This is a genomic window from Streptomyces subrutilus, assembly GCF_001746425.1.
GTDB lineage: Bacteria > Actinomycetota > Actinomycetes > Streptomycetales > Streptomycetaceae > Streptomyces > Streptomyces subrutilus_A.
In genome coordinates, this window is sequence record NZ_MEHK01000001.1 from 2,367,287 (window position 1) to 2,385,060 (window position 17,774).

Annotated in this window: 13 protein-coding genes; 9 read left to right on the top strand and 4 right to left on the bottom strand. The window is 73.5% G+C overall.

All coding sequences use genetic code 11. The features are described from left to right. The first annotated feature begins 280 nt into the window (after window positions 1-280). Entirely contained in the window at window positions 281-889 is a 609-nt protein-coding gene (locus BGK67_RS11700) for a winged helix-turn-helix domain-containing protein (protein WP_069920028.1), read from the top strand. An 85-nt stretch (window positions 890-974) separates the two neighbouring features. On the opposite strand, the gene BGK67_RS11705 is transcribed toward BGK67_RS11700, so the two are convergent. Both BGK67_RS11705 and BGK67_RS11710 read right to left on the bottom strand, forming a co-directional pair. Next, complete coding sequence (locus BGK67_RS11705) at window positions 975-2,447, bottom strand: PepSY-associated TM helix domain-containing protein (RefSeq protein WP_069920029.1); 1,473 nt, start codon at window positions 2,445-2,447, stop codon at window positions 975-977. A 57-nt stretch (window positions 2,448-2,504) separates the two neighbouring features. Next, on the bottom strand, window positions 2,505-3,263 hold the full coding sequence (locus BGK67_RS11710; RefSeq protein ID WP_069920030.1) for a hypothetical protein: 759 nt from the start codon (window positions 3,261-3,263) through the stop codon (window positions 2,505-2,507). A gap of 74 nt (window positions 3,264-3,337) precedes the next feature. On the opposite strand from BGK67_RS11710, the gene BGK67_RS11715 reads away from it, so the two are divergent. The 7 genes from BGK67_RS11715 to BGK67_RS11745 all read left to right on the top strand — a co-directional run bounded on the left by BGK67_RS11715 (window position 3,338) and on the right by BGK67_RS11745 (window position 10,093). Next, a complete protein-coding gene (locus BGK67_RS11715; protein WP_069920031.1) occupies window positions 3,338-3,916 on the top strand; it encodes a rhomboid-like protein in 579 nt (192 codons plus the stop codon). A 55-nt stretch (window positions 3,917-3,971) separates the two neighbouring features. Beyond that, a complete protein-coding gene (locus BGK67_RS11720; RefSeq protein ID WP_069920032.1) occupies window positions 3,972-4,769 on the top strand; it encodes a tyrosine-protein phosphatase in 798 nt (265 codons plus the stop codon). 65 nt (window positions 4,770-4,834) lie between these two features. Further along, entirely contained in the window at window positions 4,835-6,754 is a 1,920-nt protein-coding gene (locus BGK67_RS11725) for a hypothetical protein (RefSeq protein ID WP_069920033.1), read from the top strand. A 55-nt stretch (window positions 6,755-6,809) separates the two neighbouring features. Further along, window positions 6,810-7,757, top strand: a complete 948-nt coding sequence (locus BGK67_RS11730) for a metal-dependent hydrolase (RefSeq protein WP_069920034.1) — start codon at window positions 6,810-6,812, stop codon at window positions 7,755-7,757. Next, entirely contained in the window at window positions 7,754-8,797 is a 1,044-nt protein-coding gene (locus BGK67_RS11735; protein WP_069920035.1) for a PDR/VanB family oxidoreductase, read from the top strand. Before BGK67_RS11730 ends, BGK67_RS11735 begins: the two co-directional genes overlap by 4 nt. A 23-nt stretch (window positions 8,798-8,820) precedes the next feature. After that, a complete protein-coding gene (locus BGK67_RS11740) occupies window positions 8,821-9,549 on the top strand; it encodes a TetR/AcrR family transcriptional regulator (RefSeq protein WP_069920036.1) in 729 nt (242 codons plus the stop codon). A 7-nt stretch (window positions 9,550-9,556) separates the two neighbouring features. Beyond that, complete coding sequence (locus tag BGK67_RS11745; RefSeq protein ID WP_069920037.1) at window positions 9,557-10,093, top strand: GNAT family N-acetyltransferase; 537 nt, start codon at window positions 9,557-9,559, stop codon at window positions 10,091-10,093. Here BGK67_RS11745 and pulA read toward each other — a convergent pair. Together pulA and BGK67_RS11755 are read right to left on the bottom strand one after the other, a co-directional pair. Next, window positions 10,080-15,425, bottom strand: coding sequence for a pullulanase-type alpha-1,6-glucosidase (pulA, locus tag BGK67_RS11750; RefSeq protein ID WP_167739568.1), 5,346 nt, complete (start codon window positions 15,423-15,425; stop codon window positions 10,080-10,082). The two genes, BGK67_RS11745 and pulA, sit on opposite strands and share 14 nt — an antisense overlap. A 98-nt stretch (window positions 15,426-15,523) precedes the next feature. After that, window positions 15,524-17,236 (bottom strand): carbohydrate-binding module family 20 domain-containing protein, encoded by a 1,713-nt coding sequence (locus BGK67_RS11755; protein WP_069920038.1) that lies wholly within the window; start codon window positions 17,234-17,236, stop codon window positions 15,524-15,526. A 178-nt stretch (window positions 17,237-17,414) separates the two neighbouring features. Here BGK67_RS11755 and cutA point away from each other — a divergent pair, with 178 nt between their 5' ends. Beyond that, complete coding sequence (gene cutA, locus BGK67_RS11760; RefSeq protein ID WP_069920039.1) at window positions 17,415-17,741, top strand: divalent-cation tolerance protein CutA; 327 nt, start codon at window positions 17,415-17,417, stop codon at window positions 17,739-17,741. The last annotated feature ends 33 nt before the right edge of the window (window positions 17,742-17,774 follow it).

Genomic DNA, 17,774 nt, shown 5'->3' on the forward strand with positions numbered 1-17,774 from the left:
TGCCCCCGCCCTCCCCCGTCTGCTTGAATGGAGCCATGGCCAGCCACTCACACACCTCGTCAGGTCGCAGCGACCTCGAGCCGTTCTGGCCGTCCCGTCAGGACCACGATTTCGACCGGGTGTGTTGCCGCGCGAAGAACGCGCCGGCCCTCTAAAACCTCCGGATCGCCCTCCTGATCTGCGTCGAGGCCTTCGGTCTGCGCGGTACGACATCGACGACGTCCGTACGTCCGTACGTACGTCTCCTGCCGACCACTCCGCGTGAAAGAGCCGACCACTCATGACCCAGACCCAGACCCGTCCGCTCGCCTCCGCCGCGACCGCCACCCGCCTGGCCTTGCCGCCCAGTCCGCACCATCGGCTGCGGTCCGTGGACCGGGACGAGGCGGCCCGGGTGGTGGAGCTGCTCCCGCCCGGCGCCACCTGGCTGCCCGCGCCGCAGCACACGCTCCCGGCGCTGCCCGGCCGGCCGCCGATGGTCGGCTACCTGGTCCTGGTCCCGGCCGACCAGCAGCAGCCCGCCCCCTTCGCCCCGCAGGCCGTGGCCGCACCGGCGGCGGTGCAGTCGGCGGGGCGGACGGCGCCGGCGCCGTCCGCCCCGGAGGGCGACGCCCTGGTGCGCATCGACCCGGCGCAGCGCACCGCCGAGGTCGACGGGCAGGTGCTCGACCTGACCTACCTGGAGTTCGAGCTCCTCGCGCACCTGGTGAAGCACCCGCACCGGGTGCACAGCCGGGACCAGCTGGTGACCACCGTGTGGGGCTACGGCCACGTCGGCGACGGGCGGACCGTGGACGTCCACGTCGCCCGCCTGCGCCGCAAGCTGGGCGCGGCGCACCGCGGTGCGATCCAGACGGTGCGCCGGGTGGGTTACAAGTACGCGCCCTGACGGTCGTGTGCGCTCGACGCGCCCTGTTCGGCGCGGGCGACGGGCCCGTACTCCGCGGCGGAGTACGGGCCCGTCGGCGTGCCGGCTAGGCGGCGGCCTTGGCGCGGCGTGCGGCGACGAGGCCGAGCAGCAGGTCGCACGCCAGGAACACGAGCAGGCTGATGCCGAGCATCGGGACGAACCAGCCGACCACGGCGGTCGCCGCGGCCAGCGGCAGCACCACGGTCACCGGCACCTTCCGCCAGGCGCCGCGCGGCTGGGCGCGGCCGGCGGACAGCCTGCGCTCCTTCGTCGGGCGGCGCAGCCACCACATCCGGTAGCCCCAGAAGACGAGGAACATCAGGCCGACGGCGAGGGCGGCCAGGGCGATCTGGTTGGCGATCCCGAAGGTCAGGCCCATGTGCACGTCGATGCCGAAGCGGGTCATCTGGGCGAGCACGGGGTAGTCGGCGAACCGCAGTTCGTCGATGATCCGGCCGTCGGCGGGGTCGACGGAGACGGCGTCGAGGTGCACCGGGACCTGCCTGTCCTTCTCCTTGACCACGTAGCCCTGCCCTTTGGCGGGGAGCGTGATCTGGAGGTGTTCGCTGACCCCGGCGGCCCGGGCGGCGTCCACGGCCTTGTCGAGGCCGATGTCGGCGGTCGGTGCGGGCGGGGGCATCTCGGTGCCCTCGGGCATGGTGTGGCCCGCGTGTTCGTCGGAGTCGCCCGCCGCGGCGCCCGGGTCGAGCTGGGCGGAGACGGCCGGGGTGGCGCCGCCGAGGCTGTCCTGGAGCTGCCCGATGTTCTCGCCGGCGTACTTCGACCAGGTCAGGCCGGTGGCGGAGAGGACGACGAGTCCGGCGACCGACCAGAGTCCGACGGCCCCGTGCCAGGACAGGGTGCGGCGCCGGCCGGTGGCCGCCCGGTCCGGGAGGACCAGGTCGGCCTTGCGCTTGCGGCGGCGGCCGATCCACAGGGCGAGTCCGCCGAGCGCGACCACCCACAGCCAGCTCGCGGCGAGTTCGCTGTAGTTCCGGCCGAACTCCCCGAGGTGGAGGCTGGAGTGGAACTCGCTCAGCCAGGTCCGCAGCGGCAGTGCTTCGCCGGAGGTGGCGAGCTGTCCGCGTACCTCGGCGGTATACGGGTCGACGAACACGGTGAGGGTCTCGCCCTCCGGAAGCCCCTCGCTCTCCATGATCACCCGGGTGGTCGCCTCGGCCTCGGGCGCGGGCCATACGGACACGACCGCGCCCCGGGGCGCGGCGCCGCGGGCCGCCTCGACCTGGGCGCTGAGCGGCAGGGCGCTCTCGCCGACGCGGGAGACGGTCAGCTCGTCGGAGTAGATGACGTTCTCGGCCTGCCACGAGGCGGCGTAGAGCAGCCCGGTGGCGGCGGCGAGGAAGAGCAGCGGGGCGATCAGCAGGCCCGCGTAGAAGTGCATGCGCAGGAGCAGCGGCCGCACGGCGGCCCAGCCTCCGGCACGGCGCTCGGCCGCGTCGGGGGCGGCGGCTATGCCTGCCGGGTCGGCGGAATGGGCGTCCGGGGTCGGGACGTCCTGAACCTCGTCAAGAGACATGGTGGTCCTAGGTGTGGGCGAGACATGGGGAACCGGCCCCGGGTCTCGCCGCCTCGCTCAGACGCGGGCGGGACGGCCGGGGGCCGTGGCGCGGAAGGCTCGGCCCGCGGGCGGCCCGCGCCGCACCACGGCGTAGGCGTGCACGGCGCCGCGCAGGCCGCGCGGCCGCTCGTACGGGGTGACGGGAGCGGGCGGGACCGGGACGGCGGCCACCCGCGCCCCGGCCAGGGCGAGCGCGCGGGCCAGCGGCCGGGCGGCGTGCAGGGCGGCGGCGCCCAGGGTCCGGGCCAGCCGGAAGACGGCGGCCTCGCCCCACGCCAGCCAGGCGGCGCAGAACAGTCCGGCCAGCACGTGCGCGGCGATCATCCCGGCCCCGCCGTGCCCGGCCATGGCGGCCATGTCCGCCATGGCGCCCGCGTCGGCCATCCCAGCCGGGTCCGCCATCCCGCCCGCGTCGGCCATCCCGGCCGTGCGGGCCGCGGCGCCCGGGGTTCCGGCGGCCGTCGCGCCCATGTCCATGCCCGGCATGTGGTGGTGCGCCGGAGCGGGTGCGGGCTTGGCCGCCTGGCTCCCGGAGAAGAGGAGGTGCAGCACCCCCTGGACGGCGAGCACCGCGGTGGCGATCCCCGCCGGTCCGCGCCGCCGCCCGGCGGCGGCCCAGGCCAGGCCGCCGGTCACCGCGAAAGCACCCATGAGCCCCGAGAGGGGAATGTCGCTGCCGGACATGCGCGAATGCCCCACCGCACCCAAAGCGGTACACACCGCCGCGAACATCGCGGCCCGCGTGGCGCGCATCGGCGCGGGGTGCTGGAGCATGGCCGCAACATGCTCGCACGGGGCCCGGTGGTGTCCGCCAGAGGGCCGTATCCGATCATGGGCGGGTGAATCCGATGCCACTGGGAGCGTTGTACGCGGGCGGGGTCCAGCTCGGGGCGTACGCCTTGGAGCGGATGGGGCGGGAGGAGCGGGAGCGACTGCTCCGGGAGTGCTCGACGAATGTCGACAATCTTGCCGCCGGGCGCTGGGAGACGCTGCTGACCAGCGCTCTCGTCGTCGAGGAGCCCATGCCCCTGCCGTACGCGCTGCTGCTCGTCGCCGTCCTCGGATACGCCGAGTACGCGTACGGCGCCTGGTGGACGGCCGCGGTGTTCCTGTTCGGGCACGCCACGGCGACCCTCCTCGTGTACGGCGCCCTGCGCGGGACGACCGATCCGCGCACCCGAAGCGCCCTGGACGTGGGGACCAGCTACGGGTTCAACGCCGTACTCGGCGCCCTGACCTCGCTCCTGCCGCGCGGGGTGGTCCGCACGACCGCCCGCGCCGGGCTCCTGGCGCTCGCCGCGGCGCCGGTCGCCAAACGGGGACGGACCTTCACGGACGCCGGACACCTGGCGGCCCTCGGGATCGGCATCGGGGTCTCACTGGCCCTCGATTGCCTTTCCGGAGCGAAACATCAGAAAATCGCTTGAACCGTACGAACCGCCGCATGACACGAGTAACACGCATACCGCTGGAGCCATCACGATGACCGCCACCCCCGCCACCACCGTCGCCAACCTCCGCGACCTCGGCGGCACCCCGCTCTCCGGCGGCCGCACCGTGCGTCCCGGCCTGGTGCTGCGCTCGGGACAGCTCGACCGGCTCGACGTCGCCGCCGACCCGGCGGTGGCCGCGCTGGGGCTGCGCACCGTCATCGACTTCCGCACCGACGCCGAGCGCGCCGACCACCCCGACCGGATACCGGCCGGCGTCCGGCTGCTCGTCGCCGACGTGCTGGCGGACAAGATGAACGCGGGCGCGGGCCGGGCGCCCGCCGCCGCCCAGCTCAAGGACCTGCTGTCCGACCCGGTCGTCGCCGAGGAGCACCTGGGCGGCGGCAAGGCGCAGGCCCTGTTCGGCGACGTCTACCGCTCCTTCGTGCACTCGGCCTCCGCCCAGGCCGCGTACCGGCTGCTGCTCACCGAGGCCGCCGATCCCGACGCCGGCCCGCTGCTCTTCCACTGCACCGCCGGCAAGGACCGCACCGGGTGGGGCGCCACGGTCATCCTGTCGCTGCTCGGCGCGGACGACGACACCCTGATGGCCGAGTACCTGTCGGTGAACCCGGCGGTCAAGCAGGCCTTCGCCCCGATGATCGAGGGCTTCACGGCGGCCGGCGGCGACCCGGACATCGCGCTCGCGCTGATCGGCGTCTTCCCCTCCTACCTGGAGTCCGCGCTGGCCGAGGTCGACACCCGCTACGGGTCGATGGACAAGTACGTGCGCGAGGGGCTCGGCGTCCCCGACGAGACGGTCGAGGCGCTGCGCAGCCGTCTGGCATAGCCGCGCGACGCGACCGTCCGGCGCGGCGGACACGAGAGGGGTGACCATCCGACGATTCGCTCGTTCTGCTGAACGTGACTGCGCCGGATACCGCCACCCTCCTTCCGTCTCCCGATGTCGAGCAGGCCGAGGCCGCCATCGTGGAGCACTACCCGCGGCTGGTGCGGCTCGCCTACCTGGTGCTGCCGCCCGCCCTCGGCCGCAACCGGCGGGTGCTCACCGCCCACTCGCTGGTCCAGCGGGCGCTGCCGCGCGGTCGGCGGGACGCGGCGGCGGCCGTGCGCGGCGGGGTTCCGGGCCAGCGCGGCGGCGAGGGCGAGGCCGGCTACGCGTACGTGCGGCTGCGCGTGTTGCGCGCCGCCCTGGAGGCCGGAGTTCCGCTGACCTTCCGGGCGCTGCCCCGCCGTGCGCAGCTCCCGCCCGCCCTGCCGCAGGTGTGGGGGCTGCGGCTGTTCCCGCGCGCCGGCGGGGCCGAGGAGCTGGCCCTCGACCAGTGGCTGGCCACCCTGGACGGGGCGGGGCGGGCCGCCTGTGTCCTGCGGGCGCTGGAGCGGCTGCCGGAGCCCGAGGTGCTGCGGGTGCTGGACGAGGCCGGGGTCGCGGATCCGGCCGCGGCGGTCGCGGAGTCCGGCGATCCGGCGCACGACTCCCTGTTCGCCTCGCCCGAGTTCGACCCGTGCGTGCTGCAGGCCCGTCCCACCGACCTGCTGCGGCGGCGGCGGCTGGTGCGCGCCGGGCTGGCCGCCGGGGCCGCGCTCGCCGTGTGCGGGGCGCTGCTCGCGCTGCCGGGCGGGGGCTGGGGGGCGGAGGGGGCGGCCGCCCCGCTGTACTCCCGCAACGCCGCGGCCGAACAGGCGCTGGATCCCGGCAAGCTGCTGCGGGCCGCGCCCGGGCTCTGGCGTACGTCGTCCCGTACGGACTTCTCCGCGTGGCCGGCCCGCGGCGACCGCGCCGAGGACACCGGGCTGCTGCGCCGGGCGCTGGCGGTATGGGCCCGCCCGGGCTCCTCGGTGGCCGTCTCGGCGACCCCGGGTACGCCGGCCGGGCCGCCGATGGGGCCGGCGCAGCTGCTGTTCGCCGGCACCGTGGACCAGGCCGTCGTGGTCCTGCTGTACGACGGCCTGCGCGTGGTCCGGTACGCGGAGCCGCGCGCCGGGACCACCGGCGCCGCCCTCGACTTCGCGCGGACCGACGGCGCTTCGGCGGACACCGCCACCGCCCTCGTGCTCAGCCGGGTGGACGGCAACGTCCGCTATCTCACCGCTCCCTGGGTCACCGGTGCGGCCCTGCGGGACCTGCTCAAGCCCGGCGAGGCCGCGGTGGCCCTGAAGGCTCCGGACGGGGTGACCCCGCCGGTGGCGAGCCCCGCCCCGACGGGCAGTTGCACCAGCTGGAACGCCCTGGCCCTGACCGGCGACGGCGCGACCCGCCTGATCACGGACCTCGGTGAGCTGACCCCGGCCCGGCTGACCTCGGGCGCGCCGGGCGCCGAACGCGATGTGACGGAGGCCGCGGAGCTCGGCGACTGGTCGCGGATCGCCTGCCTGCTGCCGTCGGTGCGCTCGCACGGGGTCCGTACGGTCAACGCCTGGACGTACGCGAAGCAACCGCTGCCCGAGGGTGACGGGACGGCGGCCTGGCTCTGTACGCGGGCCGAGACCTGGCAGGGTTCGGCGGACCGGGTGCAGGCGCAGTTCCTGGCACCGGGCGCGCCGCTCGCCGCGCAGGCCGCCCGGTCGGAGGGTTCGCCGGCGTGCGGGCCGCGGGAGCCGCGGGTGCTGGCGGGCGTGCTGTGGAAGTCGCGTGCGGGCCAGTGGTACGTGCTGGCGGCGGGCAGTGCGCAGTTCGCCTCGGTGTCGGCGTCGGGCGGCGGGGTGAGCGGGTCGGCGAACGGCAACCGGCTGGCGGTCAAGGCTCCGGCCGGGGCGCAGGTCGATCTGTCGGGCAAGCTGACGGACGGGACGAAGGCCGGGGCGCTGCGCTGAGAGAAGTCCGCGCAGGGGGGTTCTCCTCTCCCCTACCCATCAGTACATTGACGCCATGTCTAATACGCCGCTCGCGCCCGCCCCCGTGGCGTCGGAACACGTGGACCTGAAGCCCCGGAACGTGTCCTTCGGCTGGGAGGACACCCCGCTCCACTGGCTGCCGAACGACCCCTTCACCGGGCACATGATCAATGTGCTGCACCTGTTGCTCCCCGCGGGTGAGCGGTGGTTCGTGCACGTCTACAAGCAGGTGCTCCCGTACATCACGGACGAGCGGCTGCGCGCGGACGTCGTCGGCTTCATCGGCCAGGAGGCCATGCACGCCGCCGCGCACGACGACGTCCTGCCCCACCTGAAACGGCTGGGGCTGGACCCGACCCCGTACACGGCGCAGGTCGACTGGCTCTTCGAGAAGCTGCTGGGCGACCGGACCCTGCCGCCGGGCAGGGCCCGCCGCTGGTGGCTGATGGAGCGGGTCGCGATGATCGCCGCGATCGAGCACTACACGGCGTTCCTGGGCGACTGGGTGCTGAACGCCGAGGAGTTGGACCGGCGGGGCGCCGACCCGATGATGCTGGACCTGCTGCGCTGGCACGGGGCGGAGGAGGTGGAGCACCGCTCGGTGGCCTTCGACCTGTTCATGCACGTGGACGGCGGCTACCGGCGCCGCGCCCGGACCTGGGCGACGGCCTTCTCGGCGCTGGTCTTCCTGTGGCAGCGGGGCGTCCGCTTCTTCATGGAGAACGACCCGCACCTGGTGGACGGCAAGGCCTCCTTCGGCCAGTTCTTCCGGGCGGGGCAGCAGGGCGTCCTGCCGTCCGCGGGCGCCATGCTGAAGTCCATACCGAAGTACCTCGCCCGTACCTACCACCCCTCGCAGGAGGGCTCGACGGCCCAGGCGGTGGCCTACCTGGCCGCCTCGCCCGGCGCGAACGGCGGCCGCCCCAGCAGCCCCAGCGGCCTGACGAACGCCGCCGGCGCGCACCGCGGGGTGACGGCATGAGGCGCGCCCTCGCGGTCACCGCCGCCGCCGGCGCCGCCTGGGCGGCGAGGCGGGCCCTGAGCCGCCGGGTCGCGGCCTCCCCGCTCTGGCCGCTGCCCGCCCTGGGGACCCCCGTCTCGGGGTACTCGCCGCGCCGCCCGCTGCGCGCGCTGATCACCTCCCGCGGCGAACCGGCGGAGGGGGTGCTCCGGCTGACCCTGGAATCCCCGGAGCTCCCCGCGTGGACCCCGGGCGCGCACGTGGACGTCGTCCTGCCCTCGGGCCTGGTCCGCCAGTACTCCCTGTGCGGCGACCCGGCGGACGCCGGGGCGTACACGATCGCGATCCGGCTGGTCGAGGACGGCCGCGGCGGCTCCCGCGAGGCGCACGCGCGGCTGGTCGAGGGCGCCGAGCTGCAACTGCGGCCGCCGCGCAACCGGTTCGAGCTGGAGCCGGCACCCTCGTACGTGTTCGTCGCGGGCGGCATCGGCATCACCCCGATCCTGCCGATGCTGCGGGCGGCCACGGCCGCGGGCGCCGACTGGACCCTGCTCTACGGGGGCCGCTCGCGCGCCTCGATGCCGTTCCTCGCCGACCTGGCGGTCCACGGCGACCGGGTCACCCTCGTCCCCGAGGACGAGGCGGGCCTGCCCGACCTGTCGGCGCTCGCCGCGGCCCGGCCGGGGACCCTGGTCTACTGCTGCGGTCCGGAGCCGCTGATGGAGGCCGTGACGGCGGCGGCCGCGGACCCGGCCGCCGTCCGCCTGGAGCGGTTCGCCCCCTCGGCGCCGGGGCCCGCCCGGCCCTTCACCGTCGAACTGCGGCGCTCGGGGCGCACGGTGGAGGTGGGCGCGGCCGAGAGCGCGCTCGCCGCGGTGCGCCGGGAGCTGCCGGGCACCCCGTACTCCTGCGGGCAGGGGTTCTGCGGGACCTGCCAACAGCGGGTGCTGGCGGGCGAGGTGGAGCACCACGACGAGCTGCTCACGGACGGCGAACGCGAGGACTCGATGCTGCTGTGCGTCTCGCGCGCCAAGGACGGTCACCTCGCCCTGGACCTGTGACCTGTCCGTACTAGGGTGTCCGCATGACAACCGGGGTGCGGCGCAGGATGGGTGTCGAGGAGCGGCGGCAGCAGCTGATCGGGGTTGCCCTGGAGCTGTTCAGCCACCGCTCCCCCGACGATGTGTCGATCGACGAGATCGCTGCGGCCGCGGGGATATCGCGGCCGCTGGTCTACCACTACTTTCCGGGCAAGCTCAGCCTGTACGAGGCGGCGCTGCGGCGGGCCGCCGACGAGCTGGCGCTGCGGTTCGTGGAGCCGCGGGAGGGGCCGCTCGGGGCCCGGCTGCTGCGCGTGATGGGGCGGTTCTTCTCGTTCGTCGACGAACACGGGCCGGGTTTCTCGGCGTTGATGCGCGGCGGCCCGGCGGTGGGGAGCAGCCAGACCAACGTCATGATCGACGAGGTGCGGCAGGCCGCGTACGAGCAGATCCTCGCGCACCTGGGCATCGGCCTGCAGGACCCGCCGGCGCGGCTGGAGCTGGTCGTGCGGTCCTGGGTGTCGCTGGCCGAGTCCACCGCGCTGATCTGGCTGGACGGGCGGAAGATCCCCCGGGCCGAGCTGGAGTTGCAGCTGGTGCACGATTTCGCGGCGCTGGCCGCGGTGAGCGCCGCGTACGACGCCGAGATGGCGGGGATCCTCGGACGGATCCTGGCCGGCGAACCCGCCGACGGGCCGTTCGGCGACCTGGTCGGGCGGCTCGGCGGGCTGGTTCCGACCGGGGTGCCCGACCGAGCTGATCTTGCTCGATAATGCCCGCGTGATCATTGACGACGGGATCTTGTTCCGGCGGGCCGAGGGCGAGGACGCCGGCCTGCTGGTGCGGCTCTACGACCAGGCCGCCCGCTGGATGCAGAAGCACGGGATCGAGCAGTGGAAGCCCGGTGACAAGGACGCGGCGCACTTCCGGTCGAAGATGCGCGAGGGTGAGGTGTGGATCGCCGCCGGCGCCGACGGGCAGGTCTGCGGGGCGTACGAACTGTGGTGGTCCGACGAGGAGGCCTGGGGGGTCCAGCCGCCCGTCGCGGGCTACGTGCACCGGCTGATGGTCGCCCGCGAGGCCGCCCCCGCCGGGACCGGGCGCCGCATGCTCGAACATGCCGAGCGGCGGATCGCCTGGACCGGACGGGAGCGGGCGCGGCTGGACTGCGTCTCCACCAACCCCCGGCTGCTCGCGTACTACCGGGCCGCGGGCTACCGGGTGGTCGGGGAGTTCCCCCACAAGGAGGGGAAGGACGGCAGGATCTACGGGGTGATCCTGCTGGAGAAGCGGCTGGACCGGCTCAGCGCCGTGTGAAGACCGAGACGGTGCGGGCGGGGACGGTGAACTCTCCTGTCGTCGCGTCGTAGGTGGACCGCTTGACGGTGGCGTCGGAGCCCGCGGCCTGCACCGGGTGCAGGGCGTAGGCGGTGCCGGCGAGGGCCGGGACGCGCTGGGGGCGGGCGGTGGGGGTGGCGTTGAAGACCACCACCAGGTCGCCGAGGACCATGGTGATCACTCCCGGGGTCTCCTGCGTGCCGGAGAGCGGGAAGGACAGCCGGTCCTGGACCGCCTGCGGGGTGGTGAGGGCGAAGGCGCCTTCCGTCGTGCGGATCCGCAGCAGGTCGCGGTAGGCGGCCGAGGCTCCGGTGATCTCGGCGCAGCCGGGGGCCGGGGAGCTCAGCAGGGGCTTCGCGTAGAGCCACTTGGAGGCGTTGTCGGCGGCCGGGGGCAGGCCGCGGCCGAAGCCGTTGCCGTCGCGGCAGTCCCAGTGGAGGGCGTTGAACCAGTCGCCGCTGTCGTAGGAGTTGCGGTCCAGCGACTTGGAGCGCAGCAGGTCCGTGCCCGCCTGGGAGAGGGCCGGGCCCTGGGAGAGCGCGGCCGTGGCCATGGCCAGGACCTGCATGCGGGCCTTGTCGGCCGCGCCGGTGGCCGGCGGGAGCTTGTAGGTCAGGGCGTCGGCGAGGGTCTCGTTGTCGTGGGCGTCGGCGTAGGCGAGGGCGTCGCCGGGGGCGGCCGCGTAGCCCGCCGGGGCGCCGTTGTAGTCGACCTCGGAACCCTTGACGCGGCGCCCGGTGGTGTCGGTGAAGGTGTAGGAGGCGAGGTTGCCGGACAGGCCGACCTTGATCAGGTCCTGGGCGTGCAGGAGGCGGGCCTTCTGCTCGGCCGGGGTCCCGTTGGCGGGCGAGCCGTTGGGCTCGGTGAACAGGCCGGTGGCGAAGCCCTGGACGCGCGGGTCCTCGTCGAAGGGGCCGCCGCCGCGGACCGCGTCGCGCGCCCGGTCGGAGAAGGTGGCGATGCCGGTGCCGGCCATGTTCTTCTGCGTGGCCTGCACGAAGCGGGCGTCGTCGGCGATCTCGCCGAAGTTCCAGCCCTCCCCGTACAGGACGATCTTCTTGCCGTCGACCCCGTCCTTGGCGGGGGTCAGCTCGTCGAGGGCCTTGCGGACGGCGAGGATGTTGGCCTTCGGGTGGTGGCCCATGAGGTCGAAGCGGAAGCCGTCGACCTTGTAGTCCTTCGCCCAGGTGACGAGGGAGTCCACGACGAGCCGGCCCATCATGGCGTTCTCGGGAGCGGTGTTGGCGCAGCAGGTGGAGGTGGCGACGCTGCCGTCGGCCAGGAGCCGCTGGTAGTACCCGGGGACGATGCGGTCGAGGACGGACTTGTCCGACTGCCCGGAGGCGACGGTGTGGTTGTAGACCACGTCCATCACGGTGCGCAGCCCGGCCTTGTTGAGGGACTGGACCATCCTGCGGAACTCGACGGTGCGGGCGGTGCCGTTCGGGTCGCTCGCGTAGCTGCCCTCGGGGACGGTGTAGTGCAGGGGGTCGTAGCCCCAGTTGTAGGCGTCCTTCGCGGCCGCGGCGGCCACGCAGGCCTGCTGCTCCTGCGAGTCCGGGGCGTAGACCTTGAGGTCGCAGGCGGGTTCGGTGCGGTCCGCGGCCTTCTCCGGGATGGTGCCGATGTCGAAGGCCGGCAGGAGGTGGACGTACGAGGTTCCGGAGGCGGCCAGGTCGCGCAGGTGGGTCATGCCCGCCGAGCGGGTGTCGGTGAAGGCCAGGTACTGGCCGGGGTGCTTGGAGGTGCGGTCCGCGACCGAGAAGTCGCGGATGTGGAGCTCCTGGATCTGGGCGGAGGTGAAGGGGACGGGCGCGGGCTTGCGCAGGTCCTTCCAGCCGGGCGGGGCGAGCTTCGGGTCGGCGAGGTCCACGGCCAGGCTGTGGGTGGAGTCGGCGGTCAGGGCCGTGGAGTACGGGTCGGTGACGAGGTTGCGGACCACCTGGCCGGTGCTGGGCGCCCACACGGTCACGGCGTAGCGGTAGGGCTTGGCGGCCCAGGAGCGCTCACCGCGCACGGACCAGACGCCGGTGGCGTCGTCGCGGCGCATGGGGACGGCGCGGCCGTCGAGTTCGAGCGCGACCTGCTGGGCGGTCGGGGCCCAGACGGAGAGGGTGGGGCGGCCGTCCGCGAAGACCGGGCCGAGGGCGGAGGTGGTGGCGTACAGGTCGTCCAGGACCCCGGCGAGCTGTACCCCGGTGGCGGCAAGGACGGCGCCGTTCGCGGCGCGGGCACTGGCGACGAGCTGGCCGCGCAGGGCCTCGCGGACCCGGTCGCGGTCGCGCGGGTCGACGCTGAAGGCTGAGTAGGCGGCCAGGTGCGGGAACTTCTGCTTCTGGGCGGCGGTGAGCTCGGAGCGGTTCAGGCGCAGCCACCGGGCCCCGCCCTCGCGCAGGGTGCCGTTCTCGGCCTTGACGGCGCCGTCGCGGGAGGCGAGGAGCTGGGCGGAGGCGGCGGCCGCGGGGGCGTTCCAGGCGAGGGTGTCGCGGTCGATCCAGACGGCCTGGGCCTTGGTGAGGTCCAGCGCGGCGCCGGAGCCCGCGGGCTGCGGGAGGAGGTACTTCTCCTTGCCGCCCAGCATCCAGACCTCGTGGCCGTTGGCCTTCAGGTCGAGGGACTGGTCGGAGGGGAGGTCCTTCTCGTCGCCCTTGTGGAGGATGTAGCTGAGGCTGGTGGCCCCGGCCGCGAGCGGGACCTCGTACACCGCGCCGTAGGCGTCGGTGCGGGCGGGGAGCAGCGGCTTGGACCAGTCGGTGGGGTTGGCGGCGCCGGTCCAGACGTGCAGGCCCCAGCCCTCGTAGGCGCCGTCGGGGCGCTGGTGGTGCAGGACGGCCTTGGAGGTGTCCTGTGGCGGGTAGGCGGGGCGGTCGGTGCGGGCGGGTTCCTTGCCCTGCTCGAGCCAGATCTCGCCGGTGCGGGTCACGTCGATGGTGCGGTCGGCGGCGACGTCCTTGTTGCCGTCCTTGTCGATGACGAGGTAGCCGACGGAGGAGGCGCCGGGCTTGAGCTTGACGTACGTGAAGGCGCCGTAGGCGTCGCGGCCGGTGAATGCGTGCCCGGCGGGCCACGGCGTGGCCTCGCCCTCGGCGATGTCGCCCCAGGCGTAGAGGCGCCAGTCGGTGTAGTCGCCGTCGGGGCGGTTGTAGTGGACGACGGCGTAGTCGCGCTGGGTGGCGGTCGGGGTCTCCTTCGGCGGGACCTGTCCGGCGGCGGACTGGGCGAGCGCGCTCGCGGTGCGGCCGGCGGAGTCCACGGCGACGGCCTTGTAGCGCAGGGCCGTTCCGGCGGGAGCGGTGATGTGCTGGGTGACCTTGTAGGGGGCGTGGTCGGCGGAGCCGAGGACCTGCCAGGGGCCGTTGCCGGTCTGGGCGGCGAAGACCACCCGGTTCAGGCCGCCGCCGGTGACGTCGGCGGTGAGTTCGACGGTGCCGGTTGCGCCGGGGGCCGGGGCCTTGAGGGTCACGGCGGGCTTGGCGGCGGGCGCGGCGAGGGGGGCGGTGGCCTGGAGGACCACCGAGCCGTGGGCGGGGACGACGACGGTGAGCTTGCCGGCCGCCGAGGCGCGCAGCAGCGCGGTCCCGCCGTACAGGGTGCGGTACTGGGCGCCGGCCGGGGCGTCGATCTCCACGGCCTTGGGTTCGGGCGCGTTGTTCGCGGCGACGAGGTACTCGGTGCGGCTGCGCGGTTCCGTCCGGGCGAAGGCGTAGACGGATCCGTCGGCGACGCGCTCGCTCTGGACGCCGTCGCGCAGGGCGGGGTGGTCCTGGGCCAGCTTGGAGAGAGCGCTGATCTGCTTGTAGAGCGGGTGCTGCGGATCGTAGGCGTCGCTCGCGTGGGTGCGCGCCGTCCCGAGCTGGTCGTCGTCGAGGTAGTCGGCGACCCGCGACCCGAACAGCGGCTGGCGCGCGTCCTTGTCACCGCCCGCGCCCGTGAAGCCCTGCTCGTCACCGGAGTAGATCACCGGGTTGCCGCGGGAGAAGAACATCAGCTCGTTGGCCAGCCGGTAGCGGTCGAGCAGCTCCTGCTCCCCCGCGCCCGGCCGGTCCTGCTTCAGGAAGGAGCCGAAGCGCCCCATGTCGTGGTTGCCGAGGAAGGTCACCTGCTCGTAGGCGTTGGCCTTGTCGGTGGTGTACCGGTAGTCGTCGGCCAGGACGGCGGCCAGCCGGCCGGCTCCCGCGCCCTGGGCGGCGTACGCGCGGATCGCGTCCTGGAGCGGGAAGTCGAGGGTGGAGTCGAGGCGGCCGCGCGTCACGTACGGGGAGGTGACGGCCGTGTCGGCGGAGTAGACCTCGCCGAACATGAAGAAGTCGTCCCGGCCGCGCTTGGCCGCGTACGCGTCGAGCGCGGTGGCCCACTGGCTCCAGAAGTCCAGGTTGACGTGCTTGACGGTGTCGATCCGGAAGCCGTCGATGTCGAACTCCTCGACCCACTTCCGGTAGATCTTCTCCATCCCGCTGACGACCTCGGGACGCTCGGTCCACAGGTCGTCGAGGCCGAAGAAGTCGCCCTGCTCGGAGGACTCGCCGGCGAAGGTGGAGTCGCCCCGGTTGTGGTACATCTGCGGGTCGTTGAGCCAGGCCGGCACCTTGGCGTTCTTCTTGGCGTCGGGGACGAACGGGGTCCGCGGGAAGGAGCCGGCCCCGGTCTTGGGGAACTTCCCCTTCCCGTCGGCGTAGTCCGAGTCGTCGAAGGGCACCCCGTCCTTGGTCAGGTAGGGGAACGCGCCCTTCGACAGGTACGAGTAGGACGCCTCCCGGTAGTCCACGACGTCGGCCGTGTGGTTGGTGATGACGTCGAAGAAGACCTTCATCCCCTTCCCGTGGGCCTTGTCGATCAACCGCTCCAGGTCGGCGTTGGTGCCGAAGTGCGGGTCGACCTGCGTGAAGTCGGTGATCCAGTACCCGTGGTAGCCGGCCGAGACGTCGTCACCCTTCCCCTGCACCGGCTGGTTCTTGAAGATCGGCGCCATCCAGATGGCCGTCGTCCCCAGACCCTTGATGTAGTCGAGCCGGTCGGTGAGCCCCTTGAGGTCGCCGCCCTGGTAGAAGCCCTTGTCCGTCGGGTCGAGGCCGGTCTCCAGGCGGGAGCCGGTGAGGCCGCCCCGGTCGTTGCGCGGGTCACCGTTCGCGAACCGGTCCGGGAGCACGAAGTAGAACTGCTCCCGGGTCAGGTCGTGCCGGGCCGGCTGGGCGGCGAGCTTCGCGTCCGAGGGCGGGGCGGGCGCCTTGGCGGCGGCCGCCGCGGCGGGCAGGGCGGGCAGGAGCGTCACGGCCAGGGCGGCGGCGAGGACTCCTGCGGCAGGGCGTATCAAGGCGGATCTCCTTGTGTACGTGTCGCGTGAATGAGGGCTGCCCGGCGTGGCGGGGCAGGTGGATGCCGGGCAGCCCTGGTCCAGGGGGACGGGTGGGGTCAGTTGCGCCAGGTGTCGCTCAGCGTGACCTTGCCGCTCGCGGGAACGGTGGCGGTGCGGTTGGCTCCGCTCTCCCAGGTGACGCTCCCGGAGGCGTCCTTGCGGACGTACTTGTACGCGAAGGACGTGCCGGGCGGGAGGGGGACGTCGAGCTTCCAGACGGGGTAGGAGGCGGGGTCGAGCTTGAGCGCGCTGCCGGTGTTCCACGCGCCGAGTTCGGCGCGGTCGCCGGTGACGTGGATGCTCTGCCCGGGCACGGTGGTGGCGTTGACGGCGAACGAGGCGCCGGAGGCCGCCGGCGGCGGGGGCGTCGTACCGCCGGAGCAGGTACGGGCGCCGGCGTGCAGGGCGAGGGCGGTGCCCGCGCCGAGCGTGGCGGTGAACTGGCCGCCGGAGCCGACGTTGACCACCCGCCCGCTCTGCACGTCGCAGTAGTCGCCGCCCGGGAGGGAGGTCTGGAAGGTGCGGGTCAGGGCGCTCGCCTCGTGGTTGATCGCCACGTACGCCTTGGTGCCGCGCCCGAAGGCGATCTGGTCCGCTCCGTTGTCCCACCAGTTCGTGACGCCCTGACCGCGCGCCGCGTTCCGGAAGGCGACCATGGAGGAGATCTCCCGCCAGGCGTGCTGGCACTTCCAGCCGTCCGCGTAACAGGCGCTCACCGCCCCGCCGTTGGGCGGGCCGGCGTCCTTGTCGGTCCACTCGTAACCGGAGTGCACGTCCGGGGAGCCGTAGGGCCAGGCCAGCATGAACACGTTGGCGAGGGTGTAGTTCGCGCCGTCCTTGTAGCTGAGGGTGTCCCCGCCGCGCTCGGTGTCGTGGTTGTCGACGAAGACGGCGGACTGCCCGCCGGGCATGTGCCCCCATGCCTCGCCGAAGTTCTTCAGGTAGGCCAGGTTCTCGTTCTGGAAGACCCGCTTCAGGTCCCGCGCGTACCGGAACTCCTGCACGTCCCCGCTGCCGAGGTACTCGCTCGGCGAGACGGCCTCGCCCGCGCCGTGGATGGCCTCCAGCTTCCAGTAGGCCCCCGGGTTGCTCAGCCGGGACTTGATGTCGGCGAGGTCGGCGGCGGGCATGTGCTTGGCGGCGTCGATCCGGAACCCGTCGACGCCCAGCGACAGCAGGTCGTTGAGGTAGCCGGCGATCCGGCCCCGCACGTAGTCCTCACCGGTGTCCAGGTCGGCCAGCTGCACGAGCTCGCAGTTCTGGACGTTGGCCCTGTCCTGGTAGTTGGAGATGACCGCCCGGCAGTCGTCCATGTCGGAGCCGGAGTAGATGCCCGGATAGCCGTACTTCGTGTACGAACTCCCCCCGGTCCCCGTCCCGTCCCCGGCGGCCATGTGGTTGATGACGGAGTCGGCGACGACTTTCACGCCGGCGGCGTGACAGGTGTCGACCATGGCCTTGAAGGCGGCCCGGTCGCCGAGCCGGCCGGCGATCTTGTAGCTGACGGGCTGGTAGGACGTCCACCACTGGGACCCCTGGATGTGCTCCTGCGGGGGCGAGACCTGGACGTACCCGTAACCGGCGGGCCCCAGGCTGTCGGTACAGGCCTTGCCCACGGCATCGAACCGCCACTCGAACAGCACGGCGGTGACGTCCTTGGCCCCGGGGGGCGCGGCCTGAGCCTGCGGCGCCTGCGCGGTGAGGGACGCGGCGGCGAGCGCCGCGACGGCGACGGCGGCGGCCGAAAGGGGTCTGCGGGTGCGGGCCATGTGGGGCCTCCTGGCGGAGAGGTGGGGATTGCACGCGACCGTATGGGCCGAAACCCGCCCCTGCAAGACCTTGCGCAAGAGATTGCAGAATTGTTTCTCCGACGTGTCCTCCCGGGGCCGGCCGCGCCGCCACCCGGGTAGCGTCGCCCAAGTCAACGGAGACCGGAGGAAGGCCGCCATGGCAACCGAGATCGTCATCGCCCAGACCACCATCGACAGCGAACACCGCGCGGCCGAACTGGCCCGTGGCGCGGTGGAGGCCCGCCTGGCCGCCTGCGCCCACGTCGACGCCCCGCTCACGGCGGCCTACCGCTGGAAGGGCGCGGTCGAGACGGCCACCGAATGGCGCGTCTCGTACAAGACGACCCGAACCCGCCTGCCCGCCCTGACGGCATGGGTGACCCGGGAACACGCCTACGACGTCCCGGAATGGATCGTCCTCCCGGTGGAAGCCGGCTCCCCGGCCTACCTCACCTGGATCACCGAGGAAACCGCCCCGGAGTAGCACCCCCACCGACCCGAAACCCTCGTGCTCGCC

Bases quoted from the DNA above. Each gene is read 5' to 3' on its own strand.
- BGK67_RS11700 (WP_069920028.1), top strand. From the start codon at position 281: ATGACCCAGACCCAGACCCGTCCGCTCGCCTCCGCCGCGACCGCCACC.
- BGK67_RS11705 (WP_069920029.1), bottom strand. From the start codon at position 2,447: ATGTCTCTTGACGAGGTTCAGGACGTCCCGACCCCGGACGCCCATTCC.
- BGK67_RS11710 (WP_069920030.1), bottom strand. From the start codon at position 3,263: ATGCTCCAGCACCCCGCGCCGATGCGCGCCACGCGGGCCGCGATGTTC.
- BGK67_RS11715 (WP_069920031.1), top strand. From the start codon at position 3,338: ATGCCACTGGGAGCGTTGTACGCGGGCGGGGTCCAGCTCGGGGCGTAC.
- BGK67_RS11720 (WP_069920032.1), top strand. From the start codon at position 3,972: ATGACCGCCACCCCCGCCACCACCGTCGCCAACCTCCGCGACCTCGGC.
- BGK67_RS11730 (WP_069920034.1), top strand. From the start codon at position 6,810: ATGTCTAATACGCCGCTCGCGCCCGCCCCCGTGGCGTCGGAACACGTG.
- BGK67_RS11735 (WP_069920035.1), top strand. From the start codon at position 7,754: ATGAGGCGCGCCCTCGCGGTCACCGCCGCCGCCGGCGCCGCCTGGGCG.
- BGK67_RS11740 (WP_069920036.1), top strand. From the start codon at position 8,821: ATGACAACCGGGGTGCGGCGCAGGATGGGTGTCGAGGAGCGGCGGCAG.
- BGK67_RS11755 (WP_069920038.1), bottom strand. From the start codon at position 17,236: ATGGCCCGCACCCGCAGACCCCTTTCGGCCGCCGCCGTCGCCGTCGCG.
- cutA (WP_069920039.1), top strand. From the start codon at position 17,415: ATGGCAACCGAGATCGTCATCGCCCAGACCACCATCGACAGCGAACAC.